Source organism: Lysobacter yangpyeongensis (assembly GCF_042655745.1).
GTDB classification, from domain to species: domain Bacteria; phylum Pseudomonadota; class Gammaproteobacteria; order Xanthomonadales; family Xanthomonadaceae; genus Agrilutibacter; species Agrilutibacter yangpyeongensis.
In genome coordinates this window covers 1057056-1080075 of the sequence record NZ_JBHSNM010000001.1, presented here as the reverse complement: position 1 = coordinate 1080075, position 23020 = coordinate 1057056, and the positions used below count along the sequence as shown (strand labels likewise).

22 protein-coding genes and 1 tRNA gene are annotated in these 23020 nt (G+C 68.3%); 11 read left to right on the top strand and 12 right to left on the bottom strand.

All coding sequences use genetic code 11. The features are described 5' to 3' along the window. Positions 1-43: 43 nt before the first annotated feature. Entirely contained in the window at positions 44-967 is a 924-nt protein-coding gene (gene prmB, locus ACFPN1_RS04470) for a 50S ribosomal protein L3 N(5)-glutamine methyltransferase (protein ID WP_386754035.1), read from the top strand. Positions 968-1001: 34 nt separating this feature from the next. On the opposite strand, the gene ACFPN1_RS04465 is transcribed toward prmB, so the two are convergent. Continuing rightward, complete coding sequence (locus tag ACFPN1_RS04465) at positions 1002-1208, bottom strand: twin transmembrane helix small protein (protein WP_386753339.1); 207 nt, start codon at positions 1206-1208, stop codon at positions 1002-1004. Next, positions 1205-1570, bottom strand: a complete 366-nt coding sequence (locus ACFPN1_RS04460) for a hypothetical protein (RefSeq protein ID WP_386753337.1) — start codon at positions 1568-1570, stop codon at positions 1205-1207. Before ACFPN1_RS04460 ends, ACFPN1_RS04465 begins: the two co-directional genes overlap by 4 nt. A 283-nt stretch (positions 1571-1853) precedes the next feature. Between ACFPN1_RS04460 and ACFPN1_RS04455 the strand changes: the two genes are divergently transcribed. Beyond that, positions 1854-3269: an aminotransferase-like domain-containing protein gene (locus tag ACFPN1_RS04455; protein ID WP_386753335.1), complete on the top strand. Its 1416-nt coding sequence runs from the start codon at positions 1854-1856 to the stop codon at positions 3267-3269. 322 nt (positions 3270-3591) lie between these two features. On the opposite strand, the gene ACFPN1_RS04450 is transcribed toward ACFPN1_RS04455, so the two are convergent. Both ACFPN1_RS04450 and rnd read right to left on the bottom strand, forming a co-directional pair. Then, positions 3592-3667, bottom strand: a tRNA-Ala gene (locus tag ACFPN1_RS04450). Positions 3668-3706: 39 nt separating this feature from the next. Then, a complete protein-coding gene (rnd, locus tag ACFPN1_RS04445) occupies positions 3707-4807 on the bottom strand; it encodes a ribonuclease D (protein WP_386753333.1) in 1101 nt (366 codons plus the stop codon). A 192-nt stretch (positions 4808-4999) separates the two neighbouring features. On the opposite strand from rnd, the gene ACFPN1_RS04440 reads away from it, so the two are divergent. Both ACFPN1_RS04440 and ACFPN1_RS04435 read left to right on the top strand, forming a co-directional pair. Beyond that, positions 5000-6844 carry an SUMF1/EgtB/PvdO family nonheme iron enzyme gene (locus tag ACFPN1_RS04440; RefSeq protein ID WP_386753331.1) on the top strand — a complete coding sequence of 615 codons (1845 nt, stop codon included), beginning with the start codon at positions 5000-5002 and terminating at the stop codon, positions 6842-6844. Between the two features lie 73 nt (positions 6845-6917). Beyond that, a complete protein-coding gene (locus tag ACFPN1_RS04435) occupies positions 6918-7850 on the top strand; it encodes a M48 family metallopeptidase (protein WP_386753329.1) in 933 nt (310 codons plus the stop codon). 62 nt (positions 7851-7912) lie between these two features. Here ACFPN1_RS04435 and phaR read toward each other — a convergent pair whose 3' ends face one another. The 3 genes from phaR to gluQRS all read right to left on the bottom strand — a co-directional run bounded on the left by phaR (position 7913) and on the right by gluQRS (position 10231). Further along, positions 7913-8401 (bottom strand): polyhydroxyalkanoate synthesis repressor PhaR, encoded by a 489-nt coding sequence (gene phaR, locus ACFPN1_RS04430; RefSeq protein ID WP_386753327.1) that lies wholly within the window; start codon positions 8399-8401, stop codon positions 7913-7915. A gap of 153 nt (positions 8402-8554) precedes the next feature. Beyond that, a complete protein-coding gene (phbB, locus tag ACFPN1_RS04425) occupies positions 8555-9295 on the bottom strand; it encodes an acetoacetyl-CoA reductase (protein WP_386753325.1) in 741 nt (246 codons plus the stop codon). 39 nt (positions 9296-9334) lie between these two features. Beyond that, positions 9335-10231 carry a tRNA glutamyl-Q(34) synthetase GluQRS gene (gene gluQRS / locus ACFPN1_RS04420; RefSeq protein WP_386753323.1) on the bottom strand — a complete coding sequence of 299 codons (897 nt, stop codon included), beginning with the start codon at positions 10229-10231 and terminating at the stop codon, positions 9335-9337. Between the two features lie 253 nt (positions 10232-10484). Between gluQRS and htpX the strand changes: the two genes are divergently transcribed. After that, positions 10485-11366: a protease HtpX gene (gene htpX, locus ACFPN1_RS04415; RefSeq protein ID WP_386753321.1), complete on the top strand. Its 882-nt coding sequence runs from the start codon at positions 10485-10487 to the stop codon at positions 11364-11366. A gap of 75 nt (positions 11367-11441) precedes the next feature. Here the strand turns inward: htpX and ACFPN1_RS04410 are convergent, their stop codons facing one another. Together ACFPN1_RS04410 and epmB are read right to left on the bottom strand one after the other, a co-directional pair. Next, the gene (locus ACFPN1_RS04410) at positions 11442-13526 is read right to left on the bottom strand and encodes an EAL domain-containing response regulator (protein WP_386753319.1); all 2085 of its coding nucleotides are present in this window, start codon (positions 13524-13526) and stop codon (positions 11442-11444) included. A gap of 203 nt (positions 13527-13729) precedes the next feature. Next, positions 13730-14761: an EF-P beta-lysylation protein EpmB gene (gene epmB, locus ACFPN1_RS04405; protein WP_386753317.1), complete on the bottom strand. Its 1032-nt coding sequence runs from the start codon at positions 14759-14761 to the stop codon at positions 13730-13732. Between the two features lie 143 nt (positions 14762-14904). On the opposite strand from epmB, the gene efp reads away from it, so the two are divergent. The 6 genes from efp (at position 14905) to folE2 (ending at position 20441) form a co-directional block, all read left to right on the top strand. Next, positions 14905-15471, top strand: a complete 567-nt coding sequence (efp, locus tag ACFPN1_RS04400; protein ID WP_386753315.1) for an elongation factor P — start codon at positions 14905-14907, stop codon at positions 15469-15471. 361 nt (positions 15472-15832) lie between these two features. Beyond that, entirely contained in the window at positions 15833-17170 is a 1338-nt protein-coding gene (locus ACFPN1_RS04395) for a TRZ/ATZ family hydrolase (protein WP_386753314.1), read from the top strand. A 55-nt stretch (positions 17171-17225) separates the two neighbouring features. Beyond that, complete coding sequence (ubiG, locus tag ACFPN1_RS04390; protein ID WP_386753313.1) at positions 17226-17951, top strand: bifunctional 2-polyprenyl-6-hydroxyphenol methylase/3-demethylubiquinol 3-O-methyltransferase UbiG; 726 nt, start codon at positions 17226-17228, stop codon at positions 17949-17951. A 59-nt stretch (positions 17952-18010) separates the two neighbouring features. Beyond that, positions 18011-18694: a phosphoglycolate phosphatase gene (locus tag ACFPN1_RS04385; RefSeq protein ID WP_386753311.1), complete on the top strand. Its 684-nt coding sequence runs from the start codon at positions 18011-18013 to the stop codon at positions 18692-18694. A 4-nt stretch (positions 18695-18698) separates the two neighbouring features. Next, complete coding sequence (locus tag ACFPN1_RS04380) at positions 18699-19397, top strand: phytoene/squalene synthase family protein (protein ID WP_386753309.1); 699 nt, start codon at positions 18699-18701, stop codon at positions 19395-19397. 114 nt (positions 19398-19511) lie between these two features. Then, on the top strand, positions 19512-20441 hold the full coding sequence (folE2, locus tag ACFPN1_RS04375; protein ID WP_386753307.1) for a GTP cyclohydrolase FolE2: 930 nt from the start codon (positions 19512-19514) through the stop codon (positions 20439-20441). Positions 20442-20483: 42 nt separating this feature from the next. Here the strand turns inward: folE2 and ACFPN1_RS04370 are convergent, their stop codons facing one another. Genes ACFPN1_RS04370 through yidD form a run of 3 tightly spaced genes read right to left on the bottom strand, consistent with a single transcriptional unit; the run spans position 20484 to position 22896 of the window. Next, the gene (locus tag ACFPN1_RS04370; protein WP_386753306.1) at positions 20484-21338 is read right to left on the bottom strand and encodes a M23 family metallopeptidase; all 855 of its coding nucleotides are present in this window, start codon (positions 21336-21338) and stop codon (positions 20484-20486) included. Next, positions 21335-22666: a dihydroorotase gene (locus ACFPN1_RS04365; protein WP_386753304.1), complete on the bottom strand. Its 1332-nt coding sequence runs from the start codon at positions 22664-22666 to the stop codon at positions 21335-21337. Before ACFPN1_RS04365 ends, ACFPN1_RS04370 begins: the two co-directional genes overlap by 4 nt. Continuing rightward, a complete protein-coding gene (yidD, locus tag ACFPN1_RS04360) occupies positions 22651-22896 on the bottom strand; it encodes a membrane protein insertion efficiency factor YidD (protein WP_386753303.1) in 246 nt (81 codons plus the stop codon). The genes ACFPN1_RS04365 and yidD overlap by 16 nt, the downstream gene beginning before the upstream one ends. Positions 22897-23020 lie beyond the last annotated feature (124 nt).

The following is a 23020-nucleotide window of genomic DNA, read 5'->3' as shown; positions in this document are numbered from 1 at the left end:
CTTTTTCCGCGCAGAACCGCCCGTGGCCGCCCAGTCCCCCCGCATCGACTCACTGGCGTTCGAGCAGGTCTCGATCATCGACCTGATCCGCTACGGCGGCAGCCGCTTCAGCCAAGCCGGCCTGACCTTCGGCCACAGCTACGACAACGCGCTGGACGAAGCGACGCAGCTGGTCCTGCACGCGCTGCACCTGCCGCATGACCTGAGCCCGGTGTACGGCCCGGCGCGCGTCACCGCCGACGAGAAGGCGAAGGTGCTGGCGCTGTTCGAACGCCGTATCCATGAGCGCGTTCCGGCCGCCTACCTCACGGGTGAAGCCTGGTTCGCCGGCCTGAGCTTCAAGAGCGACCGCCGCGCGCTGGTGCCGCGTTCGCCGATCGCCGAATTGATCCTCGCCGGCTTCGAGCCCTGGCTGGGCGGCCGCGAGGTCGAACGCGTGCTCGACCTGTGCACGGGTTCGGGCTGCATCGCCATCGCCACCGGCCACTACCAGCCGAACTGGCAGGTCGACGGCGTCGACATCAACGACGAGGCGCTGTCGCTCGCGGCGGAGAACAAGGAACGCCTGCACGCCACCAACGTCACGCTGCGCAAGTCGGATCTGTTCAACGATCTGAAGGGCGAGGTCTACGACCTGATCGTGACCAACCCGCCGTATGTCACCAACGCCGAAACCGACGCGCTGCCGAAGGAATATTCGTACGAGCCCGAGCTGGGGCTGCGTGCGGGCGACGACGGCCTCGACCTCGCGCTGAAGATCCTGCGTGATGCGCCGGAGCACCTGAGCGAAAACGGCCTGCTGATCTGCGAAGTGGGCGAGGCGGAAAACGCGCTGGTCGAACTGCTGCCGGAACTGCCGATGGCGTGGGTGGAGTTCAAGGTCGGCCAGATGGGCATCTTCGTGGTCGAGTGCCACGACCTGGTCGAGCATCACGCGCGCATCAAGGCGCTCGCCGACGCGCGCTGAGCCGCGCGGTTTCGCGCGGCTTTCTAACGAACGATCAGCGTCCGAGCCCGTGCGGCTCGATGTAGCCGCTCGCGATCCCGGCCACCACCAGCAGGATCAGCACCACCGACAGCGCGATGCGTTTGGTCAGCGCATTCACCGTGCGCTTGGTGGTGCCCATGTCGACGAGCATGTAGTACAGCCCGGCGCCGAGGTTGTAGAGGATCAGGCCGAGGAAGGCGACGACGATCAGCGTTTTCATGGCTGCGTTACCGGTGTGATGGAAGAAGCGGGGGAGGGCGCGGCCATCGCGGCGCGTACCCGGCGCAGCCAGCGCCAGCGGACGACCAGCGCGACCGTGATCACGAGCAGGAACAGCCCGTACGCCACCGAGGTGGCCAGCACCTGCTGCCACATATGCCCGAACGAACGATCGGCATTGGCCATGCTCCAGTACATGCCGCCCGCCGCGGCGGCCAACGCCAGCAGCAGGCTGGTCGTGTCGAACAGCGTGCGCCCGACGCCGCGCGGGGCGCGCGGGTAGATCCAGAACAGCACGGCCAGGATCGTGAACCAGGGCAGGAACAGGATCAGGGCCAGATTGAGCTCGACTTGCGGGTTCATGGCGTGGGCGTGAGGGACGCAGCAGGGGATGCCGCCATGCTAGGCCCACCGGATCAGTTGGCCTAGAATCACAATTGGAGAAAAAAACCGGATCAGTTGGGGCTGTCGTGCCTCGCCCCGTTGCGGGGAGAGGGACAGCATTGCGAAGCAATGCAGGGTGAGGGGACGTCACAACAGCGCAAACGACGGCAAAAGAGCCCCTCATCTGCCCTCGGGCATCTTCTCCCCGCGCTGTGGGGAGAAGAGGAAGTTCTCCCTCCGTCGATTACCGCGAGAGCCCGACATGAAACGCTACGAAGCCCTCGCCGACGACATCGCCCGCTCCATCCGCAACGGCCTGCTCAAGCCCGGCGCGCGGTTGCCCTCCGTGCGCCAGGCCAGCCGCGCCCGCAAGCTCAGCCCGGCGACGATCTTCCAGGCCTACTACCTGCTTGAAGCGCAGGGTCTGGTCGAATCGCGCGCCCGCTCCGGCTACTACGTCACCCAGGCTGCAACGGTACTGCCACCGGAACCGGAAACCGTCTCGCGCCCCGACGGCGAATCGCGCGAGGTCGACGTCAGCGAACTCGTCTTCGAGATCCTGCAATCGGCAATGCATCGCGACGTCGTGCCGCTCGGCTCCGCCTTCATGAGTCCCACGCTGTTCCCGCTCGACCGCATCGGCCGCGCCGTCGCCACCGCGGCGCTGCACCTGGATCCGTGGAGCACCGTCGACGACCTCACGCCGGGCAATGCCGCGCTGCGCCGGCAGATCGCGCTGCGTTATCTCATCGACGGCATGGACGTCAGCGCCGACGAGATCGTCATCACCAACGGCGCGCTCGAAGCGCTGAACCTGTGCATCACCGCGGTCACGCGTCCCGGCGACGCGGTGATCGTCGAATCGCCGTGCTTCTACGCCTGCCTGCAATCGCTGGAACGCAACGGCCTGCGCGCGATAGAAGTGCCCACGCATCCGCGCGACGGCATCGACCTCGATGCGCTCGAAGCTGCGATTGCGCGCCACGCGCCGCGCGCCTGCTGGCTGATGCCGACCTTCCACAACCCGCTCGGCTGCACCATGTCCGAAGAGCGCAAGCGCGCGCTGGTGGAACTGCTCGCGCGCCACGGCATCCCGCTGGTCGAGGATGACGTCTACGCCGAACTGCATTTCGGCGCGAAGCGCGCATTGCCCGCCAAGGCCTTCGATCGCGAAGGCCTGGTGATGCATTGCTCCTCCTTCTCCAAGAGTCTCGCGCCCGGCTACCGCATCGGCTGGGTCGCCGCCGGCCCGCGCGCGCAGGAGATCGCGCGGCGCAAGCTCACCACCACGCTCAACACCAACGTGCCCACGCAGATCGCACTGGCGCGCTATCTCGAACGCGGCGGCTTCGACCGCCACCTGCGCCGGTTGCGCGCGACGCTCGCGCAGCAGCAGGCGCGTTATATCGCCGCGATTGCCGAAGCGTTCCCCCAAGGCACGCGCGTCACCCGGCCCGCGGGTGGATACTTCCTGTGGCTGGAATTGCCCGAAGGCATCGACGCGCTGCGCCTGCAGCGGCAGGCGGCGCGGCTGGGCATCAGCATCGCGCCCGGCCCGATGTTCTCGGCGAGCCGCGGCTTCGGTAATTGCCTGCGGCTCAATTGCGGGCATCCGTTCGATGCGCGGATTGAGGGCGCGTTGCAGCGGCTTGGTGCGCTGGCGGCGGGCACTCCATAGCGGACATCGGAGCGACGATCCGGACTGTGCATCGGCTATCGATTCAATAGACCGACCTTCCCGCGCATGGGGTGGACTCGCCATGTCACCGCTTCGCTTCCTGTTTGGATTGCTTCTGGTCGCATGCTCGGGCCTGGCATTGGCACAGAGTGCGACGCTTGGCCTGTCGCTGCGCGCGGCGTCCGCGCAACGCGTCACCACGCTCCGGTGATCGAGCCGCGGGGCCGTGGGAGATGCCTCGCCTTGACATCCGCGCGCCGGAGGTGGTTGCGCCGGACATTCGAAAAAAGAAAGGGCCCGCAAAGCGGGCCCTTTCGAATCGTGGTGGAGCGGAGGAGGATCGAACTCCCGACCTTCGCATTGCGAACGCGACGCTCTCCCAGCTGAGCTACCGCCCCACGAAGGTCGCAAAGTCTACCGGCTGGTTCGGATCTTCGCTAGTCCTGCGAGGCCAGCAGTGGGGCGAGGGCGGGTTCCAGGGCCTGGCGGCGCCAGCCGGCGAGGGCGGTGGGCCAGCGGCCGTCGTCGAGCAGGGCCTGCAGCCAGCGGCGCGAGGCAAGGACGCCGTCGGGCAGGCCGAGCTCCGCGCTGCGCTTGCTGACCGCGTCCTGCAGTTTCTTCAGGCGCTGCTTGTCGCGGGTTTCGCCGATGCTCGCATCCGGCGCGTCGGCTTCGTCCGCCAGTGGCGTGGCGAGCGCCTGCCAGATCGCATCGCCGAGCTTGCGCGGTGCCTTGGGGTGCGCGTCGAGCACGGCCTGCAGCGCGCCGCGATCGGCCGGCGGCGTGCGGGCGATGGCGACGGCCAGTTCGTTGTCGAGGATCCAGCCGCGCGGCCGGTCGTTGTCGCGCGCGTAGGCATCGCGCCAGCGCAGCAGGCGCACGAGGCGGCGCTGCGCGTCGGCATCGAGGAACTGCGCGCTGCGCAGCGAGAGATGCGGCCAACGTTCGGGGCCTTCGCTTTCCGCGTTGGCGACGGTACGCGCGGCGTCTTCCGCCAGCCAGCTCCTGCGGCCGAGCTGGTCGAGCATGCCGCGCAGCGCGTCGTGCATCGCGGCCAGATGGCGCACGTCGTCGGCGGCGTATTCCAGCTGCGCGGGCGACAGCGGACGGCGCAGCCAATCCGAACGCGTCTCGCCCTTGGCCAGCGTGATGCCGATGAGCTGCTCGACCAGGCGCTGGTAGCCCACGCCCGCGCCGATGCCGGCCAGTGCCGCCGCCTGCTGCGTGTCGAACAGCGGCTTGGGCACCACACCACAGGCATGGCGGAAGGCGACGAGGTCCTCGCTGGGGCTGTGCATCACCTTCAGGATGGATTCGTCGGCGAGGATCGGCGCCAGCGCTTCGGTCATACCGCGCACCAGCGGATCGATCAGCAGCACCGTGGGATCGCCCGCGGCGTCGTCGAACGCGACCTGCACCAGCGCCAGTTGCGGCCAGTAGGTGCGTTCGCGGATGAATTCGGTGTCGAGGCCGACGCGGGCGGGCGTGTGGGCGAAGTGCGCCTGCAAGGCGGCGGGGTCGGAAATCCAGACGTGCATGGCGTGCAGGATAGGGCAGGTTGCCGCAGCGGGCGACAATGGCCTACTTTCGTGAACCCGCAACGGGTACTCATCGCCGTTGCAGGACGTCGGTCGCACGAGTCGGCCGGCCGCACGAACCGCATCGCATGCCAGGAGCTGCATGGCTTGAAGTCGCCCGTGCTTAAACCGAAGTCGACACGGCTTGCGCGGATGGCCCGGGGCGCGTCGGCGTGCTTGCTGCTGTCCGCGTTGCTGGTCGCGTGCGAGGGCAAGCAGGCCGACCGCGGCCAGGCGCAGGCGCGCACGCCGATCGTTACGATCGGTGCCGACCAGGCGGTGTCACCGGTGCCGGCGTGGCGACCGCCGGCGATCGAGGTCACCGACGCCAATGCCACTGCATTGCGCAAGCGCGCCGAAGCCGCACTCCGTGCCGGGGAACTCTACGAAGGCGCCGATCCCGCCGCCACGGCGATTCCGTTGTATCTCGCGCTGCGCCGGCATGCGCCGGATGACGCGCGCATCGGGCGCGGAGTCGACGATGCGGTGCGCGCGCTGCTCGAGCAGGGGCGCGCCGCGCTCGACGGCATCGACGACGAGCCGCAGGAATTGCACCGCGCGCACGAGATCGCCGCGGTGGCACGCGTGGCGGCGCCGTCGGACGCGCGGGTCGAGGCATTCCTGGACAAGCTCGATCGCGCCGACGAAGCAGCGCAGGCCAACCGCCTCGGCGAGGCCGCGCTGAATGCCGATCGCGTCGGCGAGAAAGGCGAAGCGGGCGGCGCAATTGCCTACTTCCACGAAGCGCTGGAGCGTCGTCCCGGCGACGCCCGTGCCCGGCAGGGCCTGGCGGCGGCGGAGAGCGCGTTGATCCGGCGCGCCGAGGCGGCCGCGACGGCCGACGACTACGACGGCGCGGCCAATTGGCTGGCCGAAGCGGCGCGCGTGCGGCCGGGATTTCCCACGGTGATGGATGCCCGCGAACGCATTGCGATGCAGCGCGCGATGCGTGTGAACGGACTGCGCGATGCCGGCATCGCCGAACTCGCCACGCCGACGCCCTCCGGACTGCGTCGCGCCCGCGAACGACTGGCGCAGTTGCTGCGCATCGCCGCGCCGGGCGACCCCACCGTGCTGGAACTGCGCACGCGGATCGAAACGGCGGCGCATTACGGGCTGTTCCGGCCGGGACAGGCCTTCACCGATGCCCTGGCCGGCGGCGGTCGCGGCCCGCAGCTGGTGGTGGTGCCGCACGGTGCGTTCCGCATGGGAGGACCGGACACCGACCCCGACGCCGGCGACGAGGAGCGCCCGTTGCGCACGATCCGTTTCGACCGCGGCATCGCGATCTCGCGCACGGAGATCACCGTCGCCGAATTCCGTCGCTTCGTGAACGCCACGCACTACCGCGCGCGCTCGACGCGACGCGGCTACTCGACGATCTACGACGAGCGCAGCGGCAACTTCGTGCGTGCCGGCAACGTCGACTGGCAGTCGGATTACGTCGGCCGGCCTGCGGCCGACAACATGCCCGTCCTGCACGTGAGCGCCCGCGACGCGGCGCGCTATGCCGAGTGGCTCTCGGCGCAGACCGGGCAGCGCTACCGGCTGCCCAGCGAAGCCGAATTCGAATACGTGTTGCGCGCCGGCAACGCGGCGCGTTATCCCTGGGGCGACGGCGCTCCGCCGCTGCGGGCGGGCAATTTCACCGGTGCGATCGACAAGTCGCCCAGCGGCCGGCGTTGGACCAACGCCTTCCGGGGCTATGGCGATGGCGCCTGGGGGCCGGCGCCGGTGGGCAGCTACCTCGCCAATCGCTGGGGCGTGCACGACATGGCCGGCAACGTCAGCGAGTGGGTCGACGACTGCTGGCACGGCAACTTCCGCCGCGCGCCCCGCGACGGGCGGCCGTGGGTCAATCCGGGCTGCCGCAACCAGGTGATCCGCGGCGGTTCCTGGGCGAGCTCGCCGGCGCATACGCGTTCGTCGTGGCGGCAGGGCACCGACGTCAACAACACGAATGCGCGAGTAGGGTTCCGGGTGGTGCGGGAAATCTGAATCCGGCGCATGCTGGCGCAGTCCGCCGGCCGCGCACTTGGTACGGCGATTCCATCGCAGGACGGAGGCGAGGATGAGAGTGGACCCTTACGGCAGTGGGCAGGCGGCGCCGCAACGCCGGGGCTTCGGCCTGGGCGGCATCCGCTGGTGGATCCTGATCCTGTTTGCCGGATACGCGGCGTGGTCGTGGTTCGGCAGTGCGCAGACCGATCCGTACACCGGCGAAACCGCGCATTACGGCGCGACGCCCGAGGAGGAAGTCGAGCTCGGCGCGCAGGCCTACCAGCAGGTGCAGGGCGATGCCGCCGCGCAGGGCGCGCTGTTGCCGCCGGATTCGCAGGTGAGCCGGCAGATCCGCGACATCGCCGGCCGCCTGGTCAACCGCGTGCCGCAGGTCACCGCCGACCTGGCTGCGATGAACCAGCAGCAGGCGCCGACGGACTACCAGAACTTCCAGTGGGACGTCAGCGTCATCCAGTCCGACCAGGCCAACGCGTTCTGCCTGCCGGGCGGGAAGATGGCGGTCTACACGGGCCTGCTGCCCATCGCGGAAAACGAGAATGCGATGGCGATAGTCATGGGCCACGAGATCGCCCACGCGCTGCTGCGCCATGGTTCGCAGCGCATGGCGCAGCAGAAGCTGGTGCAGATGGGCCAGCTGGCGGCCGGCATGGCGCTGGGCGGGATGGATCCGCAGCAGCAGCGGGCGATCATGGGCGCACTGGGCGCCGGCGCGCAGTACGGATTCATCCTTCCCTACGGCCGCAACCACGAGACGCAGGCGGACAAGGTCGGGCTGATGCTGGCCGCCGCGGCGTGTTACGACCCGCGCGAGGCGATTCCGTTGTGGGAGCGCATGTCGCAGCTGGGCGGCGGCGAGCGGCCGCCCGAATTCGCCTCGACCCATCCCGATCCGGCCAACCGCATCCAGACGCTGCAGGCGCTGATGCCGACGGCCATCGAATTCCATTCGAAGTACTGCGCAGGACAGCCACCGCTGCAGTAGGCGGTCCGCGCGAAACGAAACAAGCCGGGAATTTCCCGGCTTTTTCATGCATTGCGCGGCGCTCAGCGCTTGGTGGTATCGGCCTTCTTCGGCGGCGGGCTGGTGCTCGCCCCGATGCTGCCGGCCATGTTCTGCTGGAATTCCTTCCACATCTGCAGATTGCGCTCGGTCAGCTGGTTCATCATGGTCCACGGCGTCTGGCCGAGCAGGCCACCGATCTGGGTGCGGAACTGCTGCTGCTGGTCCAGGAACAGCTGCATCGACCGCTCCAGGTAGTTGCCCATGAAGCCCTGCAGCGAATCGCCGTAGAAGCGGATGATCTGGCTGAGCAGTTGCGTCGAGAGCACCGGTTCGCCGTCGGATTCGTGCTCGGCGATGATCTGCAGCAGGACCTGGCGGGTCAGGTCTTCCCCGGACTTGGCGTCGCGGACTTCGAAGTCCTCCCCGTCGACGATGAGCTGGCGCACATCCTCGATCGTGATGTAGCTGGAGATCTCGGTGTCGTAGAGACGACGGTTGGGATACTTCTTGATGATGCGGATCGAACTCATCGAGCACCGGCTCTAAAGCGTGATGCTGCGCAGCATGGCGCAGGGGCGGTTGGCTTGCAACTCGCCCCGGGCATGTGCCGTCGGTCACGGCCGGACTGACGGAATCTGGCTGAACCGGTGGGGTTTTGTGCGCAGCAAAGCCCCTGCGGCCGGTTACCAGCCCATGTACTGGCCGCCGTTCGCCGACAGATTGGCGCCGGTGATCCAGCCGGCTTCGTCGGGGACGAAGAACGCAACCGCATAGGCGATCTCGTCGGGGCTGCCGAGGCGGCCGGTGGGTATCTGCGTGATGATCTTGTTGCGCACGTCTTCGGGCACGGCCATGACCATGTCGGTGGCGATGTAGCCGGGGCAGACCGTGTTGACGGTGATGCCGAACTTCGCGTTTTCCTGCGCCAGCGAAATGGTGAAGCCGTGCATGCCGGCCTTGGCGGCGGCGTAGTTGGCCTGGCCGTACTGGCCCTTCTGGCCGTTGATCGAACTGATCTGGATGACGCGGCCCCACCTGCGTTCGCGCATGCCCTCGATCACCGGGCGGGTGACGTTGAAGCAGGAGTTGAGGTTGGTGCAGATGACCTCGTTCCACTGCTGCGCGGTCATGCGGTGGAAGGTGGTGTCGCGGGTGATGCCGGCGTTGTTGACCAGGATCTCGACGGGACCGAGCTGGCGCTCGACGTCGCGCACCATCGCCTCGGCCTCCTCCGGCGAGGACACGTCGCCCCGGGCGAGGACGACGTCGTACCCGTCGGCACGCATCTGCGCCTGCCAGGCCTTCGCCTTTTCCTCGTTGCGGTAGTTGGTGGCGACGCGATGGCCCATCCCGGCCAGACGCCTGACGATCGAGGTGCCGATGCCGCCGGTACCGCCGGTGACGAGTGCGACGCGTGATTGCATGTAGTTCTCCATGGCGCTGCGAAGGATGCCGACGGCATTCTAGGGAGCAAACATGACTCCCGTGTTGTGCGCTGCGGCGAGCGCGACACTGCGATTCCGGGGAATCCGCGTCGCGTCGAAACCGGTCAGCGCGGCTGCGAGCAATGACGGGACATCGCGCGCATCCGCGAGGGCGGCCGCCTCCTGTCCCAGCGCGCTCCAGGCGGCGCGCAGGGCCGGCAGCGGGACCTGGGGATCCACCGGGAGGGCGGCATCCGATTTGGACAATTTGCGGCCGGCACGATCCAGCACCAGCGGCAGGTGCGCGTATCGCGGTTCGGACAACCCGAGTGCGCGTTGCAGCACGATCTGTCGGGGTGTCGAGTCGAGCAGGTCGGCGCCGCGCACCACATCGGTGACGCCCTGCGCCGCATCGTCCACGACGACCGCCAGCTGGTAGGCCCAATAGCCTTCGGCGCGACGCAGGACGAAGTCGCCGACATCGCGCGAGACGTCCTGTTCCTGCGGCCCCTGCAGGGCATCGTCGAAACGCACGAGGGTGTCGTCGGCGACGCGCATGCGGATGGCGGGATCCGGGCGGCGGCGCCGGGCGATGCATCTGCGATGGATGCCGCCGCTGGCGGCCAGATCGCTGCGGCTGCAATGGCATTCGAAGGCAAGGCCGGCCTCCAGCAGGCGCTGCAGGGCCGCTTCGTACAGCGCGCTGCGTTCGCTCTGGCGCACTACCGGTTCATCGGACGTGAGTCCGAACGCCGCCAGCGCATCGAGCTGGCGTTGCGCGGCGCCGGCGACTTCCCGCGGAGGATCGATGTCCTCGACGCGCACGAGCCAGGTGCCGCCCGCACGACGCGCCAGCAGCCAGCTGCCGAAGGCCGCCAGCAACGAACCGAAGTGGAGGTCGCCGGTAGGCGAGGGGGCGAAGCGTCCGCGGTACATGGAAAGGGTGTGGCTCCGGGGCTCGAAACAGGAAGGCGCCATCATTGTCCCCGCGCGGCAGGTGTCTGCGTACAGCCGCCGGTGGGCCGCGCGTTCCGCCCGGACAATCTGCCGGGAGGCGCGTTCTCCTTCGCCGCGCTCGCGCCGGAACGCGCCACTACTGGCAAAGCGTCCAGCTTGAATTCCGTCCGAGCCTGCCACATCTTCGCCCTGAAACCACGAATCCGCGCCGTCGCGCGAGAGGTTGCCGTCCATGTTCAAACGCGTTGCCCTGTTCCTCGCCACCAACCTGGCCGTGCTGGTGCTGCTCGGCATCGTCCTGTCGATCCTGCAGAACTACTTCCACGTCCGGCTCGGCAACCAGGGCGGTCTGCTGGTCTTCGCGGCCCTCTTCGGCTTCGGCGGTTCGATCATCTCGCTGCTGATGTCCAAGTGGATCGCCAAGCGCAGCACCGGCGCCCACGTGATCGAACAGCCGCGCAACGAGCTGGAGCAGTGGCTGGTGTCGACGGTCCACCGCCAGGCCGAGCGCGCGGGCATCGGCAAGCCCGAGGTGGCCATCTACGACGCACCGGAAATCAATGCCTTCGCCACCGGTGCGAACCGCAACAACGCGCTGGTCGCCGTCTCGACGGGGCTGCTTCGGGCGATGAGCCGCGACGAGGCCGAGGCCGTGCTGGGCCATGAGGTCAGCCACGTCGCCAACGGCGACATGGTCACGATGGCGCTGATCCAGGGCGTGCTGAATACGTTCGTGATCGTGCTGTCGCGCGTCGTCGGCCGGATCATCGACGGCTTCCTCAGCGGCAACCGCGAGAACAGCGGCGGCGGCATCGGCTACTTCGTCACGGTGATGGTGCTGGACGTGGTGTTCGGCCTGTTCGCCAGCATGATCGCGATGGCGTTCTCGCGTTATCGCGAATTCCGCGCCGATGCCGGCGGTGCCAGCCTGGCCGGGCGCGACAAGATGGTCGCCGCGCTGCGCCGGCTGTCGCAGACCTACGGCCACAGCACGCTCCCGGGCCAGATCCAGGCCTTCGGCATCAGCGGCGCGGTGGGCCATGGCCTGCGTCGCCTGATGATGAGCCATCCGCCGCTGGAGGAGCGCATCGCCGCCCTGCAGCGCGCCGCCTGACCGCTTCGCCATCGATGAAAAAGCCCGCCGGATGGCGGGCTTTTTCGTTGCGGCGTCGACGTCGCGGAGGCGCGGTCAGCCGAATTCGTAATCCATTTCCGGACCGGCCGGCGCCAGGAAGTGGCCCTGGGCGTAGTCGATGCCGGCACTGAACAGGGTGCTCATGCTGCCGGCATCCTGCACGTGCTCGGCGATCGTCTGCTTGCCCAGCTCCTGCGCCTTGGCGGCGAATTCGCGCACGCGCTGCTGGTGTTCGGCGCTGGTGCCCAGTTCCTTCATGAAGGAACGGTCGATCTTGATGAAGCTGGCGTCGAAGTGGCTCAGCAGCTGGAACGGATTGAGGCCGATGCCGAACTGTTCCAGCCCCACGCGCACGCCGAACTGGGCCACGCCGGCCTGGAACTGCTGGGCGCCGCGCAGGTTGGTGAACACCTTCGATTCGGGGATCTGCAGCACCAGCAGGCGGCCATCGACGCCGAGGATCCTGAGCTGCTCGCCGATGTGCTGGACGAGGCTGTCGTCCTGCAACGAGGCCTGGGTGATCTTCACCATCAGGCGGGTGCGGTGGTTGAGCCGCTGGCGCTCGGCGATGAGCTGGATCGCGCGGGTCACGACCCAGCGGTCGATTTCGCCGAGCAGGCCGTGTTCTTCCGCGATCGGCAGGAAGGTCAGCGGCTGCACCAGGCTGCCGTCTTCGCCGCGCAGGCGCAGCAGCGTCTCGTACATTTCCTCGGGTGCGCCGTGCAGCGGCACCAGCGGCTGGAAGTGGATGACGAACTGGTCGTTCGCGATCGCCTCGCGGATGCGCGTGACCCAGGCAGCGACGCGCTCGATTTCGGCACGGTCGGTGGCGCTCGGGTCGTAGAGTTCGGCGCGATTGCCGCCCACGCCTATCGTCGACTGCAGTCCCTGCGCCGCCTTGCCCAGGATCGCCGGGACGTTGGTGATGCGCTCACCGATCTGCACGCCACCGATGCTCAGGGTGACGTTGAGCGAGTGGTTGCGCGCTTCGATCACCGTGTCGGCGAATGCGCTGCGTAGCGATTCGGCCAGTTTCGAGGTCTGCGCGTAGTCGCTGTTGTGGGTGAGCACGGCGAACTGGTGCTCGCCGAAGCGCGCGACGAGATCATCGGGCCCGACCGCCGAGCGCAGGCGCTCGGCCAGCGCGGCGACGAGGTCGTCGGCCGCATCCAGGCCGATTTCCTGCAGCAGGCGGGCGTAATGGTCGGGTTCGATCAGGAGCAGGCCCTGCGCCGTCGCCTTGGCGGCCGTCTCGCCCACCGCGTCCTCCAGGGCACGCAGGAAGGTCTGCCGGTTCAGCAGGCCGGTGACCTGGTCGAGCTGGCGCAGGCGTTCGAGCTCCTCGGCGGCGCGGGGGTCGAACACTTCCTCCTGCTTGCGCAGCACGACCTGCAGGCAGCTCTCGCCCTCGTAGGTGGCCTGGGCGAATTCCATCACTGCCGGGAAATGATCGCCCTCGAGGGTGACGGCTTCAGTTTCGTACCGCGGCGGCGGCAACTCGCCCTTGGACAGCTGCTTGAGCAGCTTCTTGAATTCGTCGACCTTCTTCGGCGCGACCAGGTCGAGCAGCGACATGCCTTCGATGTCCTCGAAGGATTCGAAGCCGAACATCTCCAGGTACGCGGTATTCGCCCGGATGTGCATCCCTTCGTGGATGTAGGCGATGGGGTCGCGCGAGGAGTCGATGAGCGCGTCGCAGCGGCGCTCGATCTCGCGCATCTGCGCCTCCAGGCGGCGATAGGAGCGACGCGCCTCGAGGTCGACCCATTCGGCCCGCACCACGTTCTGGATATGCTCCATGTGCTCGCGCAGGGCCACGCCGCGTGCGCCGGCGGCCATCAGCTTGAGGAGCGCGGCTTCGTCGATGGCGTTGACCAGCACCAGGACCGGCAGGTCCTTGCCGCTCGCATCGACCTTCTCCATCACTTTGGAAAGCGTCACGCCGGCGGCGTTCTGCGCCACCAGGACCACGTCCTGCGGCTGCGATTCGATCAGGGACTGGAACTCGTCCTCGTTCTCCGGACGCGAGGGACGCACGGCAATGCCGGCATTGCGAAGACCACTGACAATGGCTTCGGCCGCTTCGACGCTGTCGTCGACGATCAGCAGTCGCAGGGCCGTGTCTTTGCCGAATTGCATTCCCATCCCTCCGTACGCGGCGGGCCTCCGGCATCCTGCCGAGGTTCACCGTAGACCACGGTTTATGACATGAATGCGCGGCTGGCGTCCATGTCCAGGATCATCCGGTGTGGCGTGTTCGACAAAATTCGCGGGCGGCTGGCCCGCGCCCTCCTGGCGAAGGCTGAGGATAGTCCCCGTCCTGTCAAACGGGGTTCGATGGCTCAGAGCGGACGCTTGCCGGGATCGCCCGCGACTTCGCGCACGAGTCGCGGGACCAGGTAACCGGACAACCGCGCCGCCAGGGCCGCGTGGAGGCGGCGTGCTTCGTCGTCGCCGACTTCGAAGTGGGCCGAGCCCTGCACGCGATCGAGCTGGTGCAGGTAGTAGGGCAGTACGCCGCTTTCGAACAGGCGCTCGCTCAACGCGGCGAGGGTGTCGACGTCGTCGTTCACGCCACGCAGCAGCACCGCCTGGTTGAGCAAGGTGGCACCGGCTTCGCGCAGTGCGGCGCAGGCCCGGGCCACGTTGCAATCGATTTCAGCCGGGTGGTTGGCGTGGAGCACGACCGCCGTCGGCCACGGAAGATCGCGCAGCCACGCGACGAGCGCGGCATCGACGCGTTCGGGAAGCACCACCGGCAGTCGTGTGTGGATGCGCAGTCGCTTCAGATGCGGGATGCCGGCGAGCGCGTCGGTCAGCTCGACGAGCTTGGGTGTCGACAGGGACCACGGATCGCCGCCCGACAGGATCACCTCGTCGATGCCGGCGTCGTCGCGGATCACGGCGACGGCTTCGCGCCACTGGCCTGCGGCCGCGGTCTCGCTGGCGTAATCGAAGTGCCGGCGGAAGCAGTAGCGGCAATGGACCGCGCAGCTGCCCGTGGTGACCAGCAGCGCGCGGCCCCGGTACTTGCGGATGACGCCATCGGCGGCCTTCGCCGCGCCGTCGCCGACGGCATCCAGGACGAAGCCCGGCATCGGCTGCATCTCGTCGTCGAGCGGCAGCACCTGGCGCAGCAGCGGATCGTGCGGATCGCCGGGGCGCATCTTCGCGGCGAATCCGCGCGGCACGCGCAACGGAAACTGCGCCGCGGCCTCGGCGGAAACCTGCAGCGCGGCGTCCTGCAGGCCCAGCAGGGACAGCAGTTCGCGCGGATCGCGGATGGCTTCACGCCACAACTGTTGCCAGCGGGCGGGGGCAGCGGCCGGTTCCAGGGGGGCTTGGTGCCCGAGGGCGGGGGCAGCAGGTATCATGTCGGATCGCGATTTTCCGGCGCTGCCGACAATTCGCGCAGCGCAGCCCGCCATTTTAGCCGTCTGCCGCCCCGCGGCGGCGCGGCAGCGGGCCCGTATCCGGGCCCGTCCACCACATTCAGCCACTTTTTTCAGGAGTCCCCATGGCCAGCCTGGGCATGAACGACGTCAAGACCGGACAGAAGATCCTGGTCAACAACGATCCCTGCATCATCACCGAGACCGAATACGTCAAGCCGGGCAAGGGCCAGGCCTTCACCCGGGTGAAGTACCGCAGCATCAAGTCGGGTCGCGTGGTCGAAATGACCATGAAGGCGACCGACAGCGTCGAGCAGGCCGACGTCGTCGACACCGACATGCAGTACCTGTACTCGGACGGCGAGTACTGGCACTTCATGAACCAGGAATCCTTCGAGCAGGTGCAGGCCGACAAGGCCGGCATGGGCGGCGCCGAGAAGTGGCTGAAGGGCGAGGAAGAGTGCGTAGTGACGCTGTGGAACGGCACCCCGATCGCCGTGCAGCCGCCGAACTTCGTCGAACTCAAGATCGTCGAGACCGATCCGGGCGTCCGCGGCGACACCTCGGGCGGCGGCGGCAAGCCGGCGACGCTGGAAACCGGCGCGGTGGTGCGCGTGCCGCTGTTCGTCGGCCAGGACGAAGTGATCAAGGTCGACACCCGCTCGGGCGAGTACGTTTCGCGCGTGAAGTGACGATTTGACCCGTGGCCGCGCCAGCGGCCACGGCTTTGCCAAATCGTCATCCCCGCGTGCTTCTAGCGGGGATCCAGTGACTTTGCAGTTGCTCTTCGGGTCGTTGCCTTTGTGTTGACGCCGAGGAAGAACGCAACGCCACTGGATGACAAAACGAAGTCGTCATCCCCGCATGCTCCTAGCGGGGATCCAGTGACTTTGGTTGTTGCTCTTAAGGCTTTGTTCTTCGCGGTGCTGCTGGCGAAAAGCAAAGTCACTGGATGATCGGACATTCGTCCGCTGAAAAGCCCCGCTTTCGCGGAATGACGAGCAAAGGCAAACAGCAACAGCAGCACGACAGGACCCACCGAAGGATCAACGAATGACCCAAGCCCCCGAAGCCTGCGATCTCCTCATCGAAGCCGGCTTCGTGGTTCCGGTCGAACCGCAGGGTGTGGTGCTCGCAAACCATGCCGTCGCCGTGCGCGACGGCGCGATCGTCGGGGTGTTGCCGATCCACGAGGCGCGGCAGCGTTACCAGGCGGTGGAGACCGTCTCCCGCCCCGAGGGCGCGCTGATCCCCGGCCTGGTCAATGCGCATACGCACAATCCGATGACGCTGCTGCGCGGCGTCGCCGACGACCTGCCGCTGATGGAATGGCTGCAGGGCCACATCTGGCCGATCGAGGGCGCGGTCATCGGCCCGGAATTCGTCGCCGACGGCATCGCGCTGGCCATCGCCGAGATGCTCCGCGGCGGCACCACCTGCGCCAACGAGAACTACTTCTTCCCCGACGTGCAGGCCGCCGTCTACCGGCAGCACGGCTTCCGCGCGCGCGTGGGCCTGCCCGTCATCGATTTCCCCACGGCCTGGGCGAAATCGTCGGACGAATACTTCGACCGCGCCACCGAAGTGCACGACCAGTGGCGACACGATCCGCTGGTCGCCACGGCGTTCGCGCCGCACGCGCCGTACACGGTGAGCGACGAGAACTTCGAGCGCATCCGCATGCTCGCCGACCAGCTCGACGTGCCGGTGCACCTGCACACGCACGAGACCGCGCAGGAAGTCGCCGAATCGCGCGAGAAGCACGGCCAGCGTCCGATCGCGCGCCTGGACCGGCTGGGCCTCGTCAACGACCGCCTCATCGCCGTGCACATGACCCAGCTCACCGATGCCGAGATCGCGCTGTGCGCGGAGCGGGGCGTGAGCGTGGTGCACTGTCCGGAGTCGAACCTCAAGCTCGCCTCGGGCTTTTGCCCGATCGGCAAGTTGCAGCAGGCCGGCGTGAACATCGCCATCGGCACCGACGGCTGCGCCAGCAACAACGACCTGGACATGTTCGGCGAAACGCGCACCGCCGCGTTGCTGGCGAAGGCGGTGGCCGAAGATGCATCGGCCTTCGACGCGGCCAGCGCGCTGCAGGCAGCGACGCTCGGTGGCGCGCGCGCGCTGGGCTTCGAGACGCAGATCGGCTCGATCGTGGCCGGCAAGCAGGCGGACCTGGTCTGCGTCGACCTGGGCCAGCTCGAAACCCAGCCGCTGCATCACGTCATCTCGCAGCTGGTCTACGCGGCTGGTCGCCACCAGGTCAGCGATGTCTGGATCGCCGGCAAGGCGAAGCTGCGCGAGCGCATGCTGGTCGACATGGATGCCGATGCACTGGTGGCCAACGCGCGGCAGTGGCGCGACCGCATCGCCACGATCCGGATCTCGTAAGCGGATCTTGCAAGTATTTTCCGGCCGTTCGCGCGGCCACGATGGAGTTCCCGCCATGAGCGCAGCACCTTCGGGCAACGACAATTTCAGCCAGGCCGAACTCGACAAGTTCGGCGCGCTGGCGCAGCGCTGGTGGGATCCGGAAGGGCCGCAGAAGGCGCTGCATGCGCTGAATCCGGCGCGGCTGGGTTACGTGGCCGATCGGGTGAAGCTGCAGGGCGCGAACGTGCTCGATGTCGGCTGCGGAGCCGGCCTGCTGAGCGAAGCGCTGGCGCGCAACGGCGCGCAGGTGATGGCGCTGGATCTCGCCCCAGAACTCATCAAGGTCGCCAGGCTGCACCGGCTGGAAAGCGGCATCGACGTGGATTACCGGCTGCAGTCGGCCGAGTCGCTGGCGCAGGAAATGCCCGGACGGTTCGACGCGATCACCTGCATGGAAATGCTCGAACACGTGCCGGATCCCGCGGCCATCGTGCAGGCCTGCGCGACGATGCTGAAGCCGGGTGGTCGTCTGTTCCTGTCGACGCTCAACCGCACGCCCGCGGCCTTCGCGCTTGCCATCGTCGGCGCCGAGTACGTCGCGCGCCTGCTTCCGAAGGGAACGCACCGCTACCGGGATTTCATCCGGCCGTCCGAACTCGCCGCGTGGCTGCGGGCCACCGGCCTGGAGCTGGAAGACGTCAGCGGCCTGATGTACGAGCCCTGGCGCAACGCCGCGCGTGTGATCCCGCGCACCGACGTCAACTATCTCGCCTGCGCGCGCAAGCCCGCCGACGAATGACAGCGCGTGTCCGGCGCCGGATCACGGGCGCGCGGACACGCACACCGACCGCGTATCGCATGCCCAATTTCCGTTTCCCCAGAGCCGTGCTGTTCGATCTCGACGGTACCCTCGTCGACAGCGCGCCCGACTTCATCGCCGTGATCAATCGCATGCGTGCCGAACGCGGCCTCGCGGCGATGGCGCTCGCGGACCTGCGTCCGGTGGTGTCGAAGGGTGCGCGGGCCATGCTGGGCGCGGGGTTCTCGGACGTGCCTGTGGCCGAGCGCGAGGCCTGGGTGCAGGAGTTCCTGGATCGCTACGAAGCCGAACTGGGCCTGCATGGCAAGCCGTTCGAAGGCGTGGAAGCGATGCTCGCCGCGCTGGAAGCGAACGGCACGACCTGGGGCATCGTCACCAACAAGCCCGAATACCTCGCGCGCAAGCTGATGCCGCTGCTGGGCTGGGAAACGCGCTGTGCGGTTCTGGTCGGCGGCGACACGCTGCCGGTGCGCAAGCCCGATCCGCTGCCGCTGCAGCACGCCGCGACCGCGATCGGCGTCCTCGCCGGACACTGCGCCTACGTGGGCGACGACGAACGCGACATCGTCGCCGCGCGCGCGGCCGGCATGCCTGCGGTGGTGGCGCTGTGGGGCTATCGCCTGCACGAGGACGATCCCTTCGCCTGGCAGGGGGACGTGCTCGTCCACCATCCGTCCGAACTGTGCCAGGCGCAGGCCTGGCCCCGCATGGCGAATGGATGAGCGCATGAGCGACCGGGACGCCGTCGGCGAATTCCTCGACAAGTGGCGCGCGCGCTGGCCGGAATGGGGCGTGGCGGAGGTCTTCGTGCCACGCGGGCAACGCGAGCCCGTGCTGGCCTGGATGACGCTGGTGCAGGAGCTGACCGATGCGGCCTGGGGCGGCAGCGATCCGCGTCCGGGCGAGGCCAAGCTGGGCTGGTGGATCGAGGAACTGCAGGGTTGGGCGCGCGGGATCCGTCGCCATCCGCTCGGTGCGGTGCTGCAGAAGTTCCCGGTGCCGTGGACGCAGGTGGCCGCGGCATTGCCGTCGTTGCGCGACAGCCGCGAACGGCCGGTCGACGCCGGGGATGCGCTCGCGCAGATGCGCAGTTTCAGCGAGGCCGTCGCGGCGATCGAAACCGGACTGTTCGGCGGCGACGAAGCCGGCGCGCCTGCCGTCATCGCCGTGAACCTGCTGCAGCTGCGGATCGCCCATCACCCCGCCGAGGCCGCGCCCTTGCAGGTGCTGGCCCAGGCCGGCGAGGGCGGCGCGCTGGCCGAATGGGTCCGCCAGCTGGCCCGACAGGCCACGGTCGACGCCGGCAGCCGGCCACGTCGCGTATTCGCCGGCCTGTCGCGCGCGCGCCTGCTTCGCGGCACGCCGGCGGACCCCGTGCCTGCCATCGCGGCGCTGTGGGCTGCCTGGCGCGCCGCGCGCGGCTGAGGTGTCCGGTTCAATGCCCGGGGCCCGCACCGGTCCGTTCCGCCCGCGGCGAAGGCCGCATCACGCGAGCCCGGTAGAATGCCGCGCATTGCGAGCTTTCCAGGTCCTTCCCCCGTGTCCGTGAACGTGCGCCCCGATCCCTCCCGCCGCCTGCCCGACGTCGCCTTCGATGCCGCGGCACTGGCGCGTCCGCTGGACTGGGTGGGCATGTCGAACATCGCGCTGCCGCTGCGCGTGGCGTCGGGCCAGGACGCGATCACGGTGCCGGCGTCGGTGGACGTTTCCGTCGACCTGCGCGACGCCGCTGCGCGCGGCATCCACATGTCGCGCCTTTACCTGGAACTGCAGCACGCCTTCGCCAGCGAAACCGTGACCCCGGCGGGCCTGCGCCGCGTGCTGCAGACCCTGGTCGACACGCAGGGCGGGCTGTCCACGCGCGCCCGCCTCGTCCTGCGCTACGAACACCTGATGCTGCGCCCGGCTCTGGCGAGCGAGCACGCGGGGTGGAAGCGCTATCCGGTGGAGATCGATGCTGCGCTGATCGACGGGCACCTGAAGCTGGGCATGCGCTTCGCGGTCGAATATTCCAGCACCTGTCCGGCCTCAGCGGCCTTGTCGCGACAGCTCAATGCGGAGCGGTTCGCGCAGGACTTCGCCGATGCGCGTCCGCTGTCTTCGGCCATCCACGAATGGCTGGCTTCCGAACGCGGCCTGGCGGCCACGCCGCATGCGCAGCGCAGCCGCGCCGACGTGCGCGTGGAGCTGCGCCACACCTTCGACGAACTGCCGCTGGCGGCGCTCGTCGATGCGGTGGAGCAGGCGCTGGGCACGCCGGTCCAGACCGCGGTCAAGCGCGAGGACGAGCAGGCGTTCGCCCGCCTCAATGCCGAAAACCTGATGTTCTGCGAGGACGCGGCGCGGCGCGTGGCGGCGGCACTGTCTGCCGATCCGCGTATCGAGCGTTTCGATGCGCAGGTCGCGCATTTCGAAAGCCTGCACGCGCACGACGCGGTGGCGCGCGTTACCGGCGAAGGGCGTCCGTAACGTCGCGCAGGCGCAGCACGATCCACGCCCGCGCGATCGCGCTCACTTTCCCCGCTCGAGCACCAGCAGCGGATCGATCCGCACGTCGAACCAGTTCATGCCCCAGTGCAGGTGCGGACCGGTCGCGCGTCCCGTCGCGCCCACGGCGCCGATCACCTGGCCTTGTGCGACGCGGTCGCCCACCTGCACGTCGATGCGCGACAGGTGCAGGAAGTTGGAGCTCACGCCGTGCCCGTGGTCCAGCAGCACGGTGCCGCCGGTGAGGTAGAGGTCGGGGTTGGCGAAGGTCACCACGCCGGCCGCCGGTGCCTGCACCGGAGTGCCCTGGGCCGCGGCGATGTCCATGCCGGAGTGCGGCGCCCTGGGCGTGCCGTTGTAGATGCGCTGGTTTCCGAAGCGGCCGCTGATCCGGCCCTGCACCGGCCAGACGAATGCCTGCACGAAGTCCGCACGGGCATCGTCGCGCAGCCTCGCCTGAGCGACCATCGCCTGCTCGCGTTCGATGCGCGCGGCGATTTCCGGCGGCGGGTTCACCGTTTCCGGCGGCACGCCCTCGATGCGCTCGATCGGCCAGTCGCGCGGCGTCACCACGATGCTCGCCACTTCGTCGCGACCGTCCGCATGCTGCACGTGGACCTGCACCGGACCGGCTTCGTCGCGACCGATGCCGAACACCACCGTGCCGTACGGCGTCGGATGCAATTCACGTTCGCCGTAACGCACGACGCTGCCGGCGGGCACCTTGCCGAAGACCAGCGATCCCTGCGATGCCTGTGCCGGGAAGACCACCCGCTCGTCCGCCGCGACCGTCGATGCCGCGGGAGCTGCGACCACCTGGGCATTGCCCGCACATGCGGTCAGCGCCGCCGCCACGAACAGCGCGGCGACCGGCTTCAACGATCGAACTCCAGGCGCTGGCCCATCGCATCGCCAATCAGCTGGCGGCCGTCCCAGGCCAGCACGCCGTTGACCCAGGTCGAGGCGACGCGCGAATGGAACGTGGTGCCTTCGAACGGCGACCATCCGCACTTCGACAGCACGTCGTCGGCGTGGACCGTCATCGGCGTGTCGTCAATCAGGACCAGGTCGGCGGCGTAACCCTCGCGCAGGAAGCCGCGATTACGCACGTCGAACAGCCGCGCGGGTGCGTGCGCGAACTTCTGCACGACCTGGGCCGTGGTGAGCTTGCCTTCGTGCACGAGTTCCAGCGCGGCCAGCAATGCGTACTGCACCAGCGGCAGGCCGGACGGCGCGGAGAGATAGGGCTTGGCCTTCTCTTCGATCGTGTGCGGCGCGTGGTCGGTAGCCAGGACGTCGATGACGTCGTTTGCCAGCGCGGCGACCAGGGCTTCGCGGTCCGAGGCTTCCTTGATCGCGGGATTGCACTTGATGCGGTTGCCCAGCCGCGCGTAGTCGGAGCGGTCGAAACGCAGGAAGTGGATGCAGGTTTCCGCGGTGATGCGCTTGCTTTCGACCGGACCCGGTTCGAACAGCGCCAGTTCGTCCGCGGTGCTGATGTGCAGCACGTGCAGGCGCGAGCCGTGCCGACGCGCCAGCGATACGGCCAGTTCCGTCGATTTCAGGCAAGCCTCGCGCGAACGGATGTCCGGGTGGCAGGAAGGCGGAATGTCGTCGCCGTATTTCGCCTTGTAGCGGGCGAGTTCGGCGTCGATCATCGGCGTGTCTTCGCAATGCGTGATGATCGGCGTCGGCGCGTCGCGGAAAATGCCGTCGAGGATGTCGGGGTTGTCCACCAGCATGTTGCCGGTCGAGGCGCCCATGAACACCTTGATGCCCGGTGCGCTGCGCGGATTGAGTCGGCGGATCGCCTCGAGGTTGTCGTTGCTGGCGCCCAGGTAAAAGCCGTAGTTGCCCCAGGCCCGCCCGTGCGCGCGACGGTACTTGTCCTCCAGCGCGTCGCTGTCGAGCGTCGGCGGGGAGGTGTTGGGCATGTCCATGAAGCTGGTCAGGCCGCCGGCCACCGCGGCGGCCGATTCGGTCGCGATGTCCGCCTTGTATTCCAGCCCCGGTTCGCGGAAGTGGACCTGGTCGTCGATCATGCCGGGCAACAGGCGGCGACCATTGGCATCGACGACGGTTTCGTGGGGGCGGGCACTGAGACCCATGCCGATCTGGGCGATCCGGCCGTGCTCAATGCGCAGGTCACTGTCGAATTCGCGACCTTCGTTGACGAGACGGGCGTTGACGATCAGTGTCGATGGCATTGGGTCTTTCCGTTGAGCGGCGGGACCGGATCGAATCCGCCGGGGTGCAGGGGATGGCAGCGCAGGAGCCGGCGCGCGGCCAGCCAGCTGCCCTTGAGTGCGCCGAAGCGCGAGATGGCTTCCATCGCGTAGACCGAACACGTGGGATGGAAGCGGCAGGCAGGTCCCAGCAGCGGACTGAGCCAACGCTTGTAGCCACGCAGCACCAGGATGAGCAGGCGATCTATCACGATTCCTTCATGCCAACAGGCAGTTACTGGCGCCAATGCAATCGGGGCCTGAATTGCGCCCGCTCGCCGCGTCTTCAAGAGCGGAAAAACCGCGGTCCAAACGCGGTTGCCGCGGTAGCCGGGG

Excerpts from the sequence above, each read along its gene's own strand:
- phaR (WP_386753327.1), bottom strand. The coding sequence starts at position 8,401 with ATGAGTTCGATCCGCATCATCAAGAAGTATCCCAACCGTCGTCTCTAC.
- ACFPN1_RS04435 (WP_386753329.1), top strand. The coding sequence starts at position 6,918 with ATGAGAGTGGACCCTTACGGCAGTGGGCAGGCGGCGCCGCAACGCCGG.
- ubiG (WP_386753313.1), top strand. The coding sequence starts at position 17,226 with ATGAGCGCAGCACCTTCGGGCAACGACAATTTCAGCCAGGCCGAACTC.
- ACFPN1_RS04440 (WP_386753331.1), top strand. The coding sequence starts at position 5,000 with ATGGCCCGGGGCGCGTCGGCGTGCTTGCTGCTGTCCGCGTTGCTGGTC.
- efp (WP_386753315.1), top strand. The coding sequence starts at position 14,905 with ATGGCCAGCCTGGGCATGAACGACGTCAAGACCGGACAGAAGATCCTG.
- phbB (WP_386753325.1), bottom strand. The coding sequence starts at position 9,295 with ATGCAATCACGCGTCGCACTCGTCACCGGCGGTACCGGCGGCATCGGC.
- ACFPN1_RS04465 (WP_386753339.1), bottom strand. The coding sequence starts at position 1,208 with ATGAAAACGCTGATCGTCGTCGCCTTCCTCGGCCTGATCCTCTACAAC.
- ACFPN1_RS04455 (WP_386753335.1), top strand. The coding sequence starts at position 1,854 with ATGAAACGCTACGAAGCCCTCGCCGACGACATCGCCCGCTCCATCCGC.
- epmB (WP_386753317.1), bottom strand. The coding sequence starts at position 14,761 with ATGATACCTGCTGCCCCCGCCCTCGGGCACCAAGCCCCCCTGGAACCG.
- ACFPN1_RS04460 (WP_386753337.1), bottom strand. The coding sequence starts at position 1,570 with ATGAACCCGCAAGTCGAGCTCAATCTGGCCCTGATCCTGTTCCTGCCC.
- ACFPN1_RS04395 (WP_386753314.1), top strand. The coding sequence starts at position 15,833 with ATGACCCAAGCCCCCGAAGCCTGCGATCTCCTCATCGAAGCCGGCTTC.
- ACFPN1_RS04410 (WP_386753319.1), bottom strand. The coding sequence starts at position 13,526 with ATGCAATTCGGCAAAGACACGGCCCTGCGACTGCTGATCGTCGACGAC.
- rnd (WP_386753333.1), bottom strand. The coding sequence starts at position 4,807 with ATGCACGTCTGGATTTCCGACCCCGCCGCCTTGCAGGCGCACTTCGCC.
- ACFPN1_RS04380 (WP_386753309.1), top strand. The coding sequence starts at position 18,699 with ATGAGCGACCGGGACGCCGTCGGCGAATTCCTCGACAAGTGGCGCGCG.
- ACFPN1_RS04385 (WP_386753311.1), top strand. The coding sequence starts at position 18,011 with ATGCCCAATTTCCGTTTCCCCAGAGCCGTGCTGTTCGATCTCGACGGT.
- htpX (WP_386753321.1), top strand. The coding sequence starts at position 10,485 with ATGTTCAAACGCGTTGCCCTGTTCCTCGCCACCAACCTGGCCGTGCTG.
- gluQRS (WP_386753323.1), bottom strand. The coding sequence starts at position 10,231 with ATGTACCGCGGACGCTTCGCCCCCTCGCCTACCGGCGACCTCCACTTC.
- ACFPN1_RS04365 (WP_386753304.1), bottom strand. The coding sequence starts at position 22,666 with ATGCCATCGACACTGATCGTCAACGCCCGTCTCGTCAACGAAGGTCGC.